The organism is Bradyrhizobium sp. STM 3843, from assembly GCF_000239815.1.
Taxonomy (GTDB): Bacteria; Pseudomonadota; Alphaproteobacteria; order Rhizobiales; family Xanthobacteraceae; genus Bradyrhizobium.
In genome coordinates this window covers 1-2,796 of sequence record NZ_CAFK01000184.1, presented here as the reverse complement: position 1 = coordinate 2,796, position 2,796 = coordinate 1, and the positions used below count along the sequence as shown (strand labels likewise).

2 protein-coding genes are annotated in these 2,796 nt (G+C 63.2%); one reads left to right on the top strand and one right to left on the bottom strand.

Annotated elements, in window-relative coordinates; genetic code table 11:
• The first annotated feature begins 60 nt into the window (after positions 1 to 60).
• The gene (locus BRAS3843_RS19335) at positions 61 to 2,274 is read left to right on the top strand and encodes an FAD-dependent oxidoreductase (protein WP_008970690.1); all 2,214 of its coding nucleotides are present in this window, start codon (positions 61 to 63) and stop codon (positions 2,272 to 2,274) included.
• A gap of 154 nt (positions 2,275 to 2,428) precedes the next feature.
• Here the strand turns inward: BRAS3843_RS19335 and BRAS3843_RS19330 are convergent, their stop codons facing one another.
• Entirely contained in the window at positions 2,429 to 2,632 is a 204-nt protein-coding gene (locus tag BRAS3843_RS19330) for an addiction module protein (protein WP_008970689.1), read from the bottom strand.
• Positions 2,633 to 2,796: the final 164 nt, after the last annotated feature.

Genomic DNA, 2,796 nt, shown 5'->3' with positions numbered 1-2,796 from the left:
AAGAATTCCCCCGGGGCTGATGCTGTATCAGCGCGCCCCTCTCGTATCAGGGAGCACCACATGGCCTTCAAGAACTTCAAGATCGAAACCGACGCCGACGGCATTGCGCTCGTCACCTGGGACATTCCCGGACGTTCGATGAACGTGCTGGACGAGACCTCGGCGATCGAGCTCGAGACCATCGTCAAGGAGACGACCGCGGATGCCGCCATCAAGGGCGTCGTCATCACCTCGGCGAAGGAGGCGTTCTGCGCCGGCGCCGATCTCTCGATGCTCGAGGGCATGAACCACGCCTTCGCCGAGTTGCTGAAGACCAAGGGCGAGGAAGCGGCCAACCAGATGCTGTTCGACAACAGCCGCCGCTTCTCGCTGATCTATCGCGCGATGGAAACCAGCGGAAAGCCGTGGGTCGCCGCGATCAACGGCCTTGCACTCGGCGGCGGCTTCGAGCTGACGCTGTCCTGCCATTATCGCGTGGCGGCCGAGAACCCCAAGACCCGGCTCGGCCTGCCGGAGATCAAGGTCGGCTTGTTCCCTGGCGCCGGCGGCACCCAGCGCGTGCCGCGCATCGTGCAGCCGCAGGATGCGATGAACATGCTGCTGAAGGGCGAGGCCCTCACCCTCGACAAGGCCAAGGCGCTCAAGCTGGTCGATGCCATCGTGCCGGCGGCCGATTTGATCAAGGCCGCGAAGGACTGGATCAAGGGCGGCGGCAAGGCCGTCCAGCCCTGGGACGAGAAAGGCTTCAAGCTGCCCGGCGGTCCCGTGTTCTCCAAGGCCGGCATGATGATGTTCCCGGCTGGCAACGCCATCTACCGCCGCGAGACCTACGACAATTATCCGGCCGCGCGCGCGATCATGAGCTGCGTCTATGAGGGCCTGCAGCTGCCGATCGATGCCGCGCTGCGTGTTGAGTCCCGCTACTTCGCCCACATCCTGCGCTCGAAGGAAGCGGCGGCGATGATCCGCAGCCTGTTCCTGTCGATGCAGGAATTGAACAAGGGCGCGCGCCGTCCCGCCAATGTGCCGCCGACCAAGGTCAAGAAGCTCGCTGTGATCGGTGCCGGCTTCATGGGCGCGAGCGTCGGCTACGTCTCGGCCCGCGCCGGTCTCGACGTGGTGCTGATCGACCGCGACCAGGAGAGCGCCGACAAGGGCAAGGCGCATGCGAAGGGCGTCATCGACGAACTCGTCAAGAAGGGCCGCGCCAAGCCCGGCGAGGCCGAGGCGATCCTGTCGCGCATCACCGCGACGGCCGACTACAACGCGCTCAAGGAATGCGACCTCGTCATCGAGGCCGTGTTCGAGGACCGCAAGGTCAAGGCCGAGACCTACGCCAAGGCACAGCCGCTCCTGAAGGAGGGCGCAATCTTCGCCTCCAACACCTCGACCCTGCCGATCAATTCGCTGGCCGAGGAGTTCAAGGATCAGGGCCGTTTCATCGGCATCCATTTCTTCTCGCCGGTCGAGAAGATGATGCTGGTCGAGATCATCATGGGCAAGAATACCGGGGATGTCGCGCTCGCGACCGCGCTCGACTATGTCCGTACCATCGGCAAGACGCCCATCGTCGTGAATGATTCCCGCGGCTTCTTCGCCAACCGCTGCGTGATGCGCTACATCGCCGAAGGCAACGAGATGTTCCTGGAAGGCGTGCCGCCGGCGATGATCGAGAACGCAGCCAAGATGGCCGGCATGCCGGTCGGCCCGCTGTCGCTGTCGGACGAGGTCGCCCTCGACCTCGGCCTGAAGATCATGAAAGCGACCGAGCATGATCTCGGCGCCAACGCCATCAACCAGGACCACAAGAAGCTGATGGTCGAGCTGGTCGAGAAGCAGGGACGCCTGGGCCGCAAGAACGCCAAGGGCTTCTACGACTATCCGGAGAAGGGCAAGGGCCAGAAGAGCCTGTGGCCCGATCTTCCGAAGCTGCAGCCCAAGCATCTCGATCCGGATACTCTGGATGTCGAGGAACTGAAGCAGCGCTTCCTGGTGGTGCAGGCGGTGGAGGCCGCGCGCACCGTCGAGGATCACGTCATCACCGATGTGCGCGAGGCCGATGTCGGCTCGATCCTAGGGTTCGGGTTCGCGCCGTTCACCGGCGGCACGCTGTCCTATATCGATTTCATGGGAACGAAGCAGTTCGTGGAGCTGTGCCACAAGTTCACCGCCAAATACGGCCCGCGCTTCGCCCCGCCGAAGCTTCTGGAGGAAATGGCGGCCAAGGGCGAGACCTTCTACGGCCGCTTCCCGCCGAAGAAGGCAGCGGCTTAGCGAACGTTGTGGGCTGCGCCTGAGGAGAGCCCGATGGCGCCGCCTCAACGGTGCGCTCCCCTCCCCCTTGCGGGGAGGGGTCGGGGGTGGGGGTCTCAGGAAAAGGTCTTAGTCGCTTGAAGACATCCTTCAACGCGTCGCTCTCACCGCGAGCTTAGCTTGTAAAATCCCGTTCGATGTACTCCCACGGCACGGCGTCTCGTGCATCAGCATCGAAGCTATCCAAACGACGGGCCAACTCGGTCTGTTGAACCGAAGTTAATTGTACGTCTTCAGGCGCGAGACTGTCCCACAGCTCACCAATGAGATCGAGCCGTTCCTTCGTCGTGAGCTTAGAGATGTCGAATGGGGCGGCCATGGCGTCATACAATGCTGCCGGGTGGGCAGGCGATCAAGTCGGTGATCCGTTTCGGCGCCGCTCGGGCTGAATCATATTCAATCGCGCCTATACGGCACTCCCCCCTCTCGATTCAGCGGCGCCAGAGCCTAGATGTCGGGGGACTAAATTTGAGCCGTCGTGTC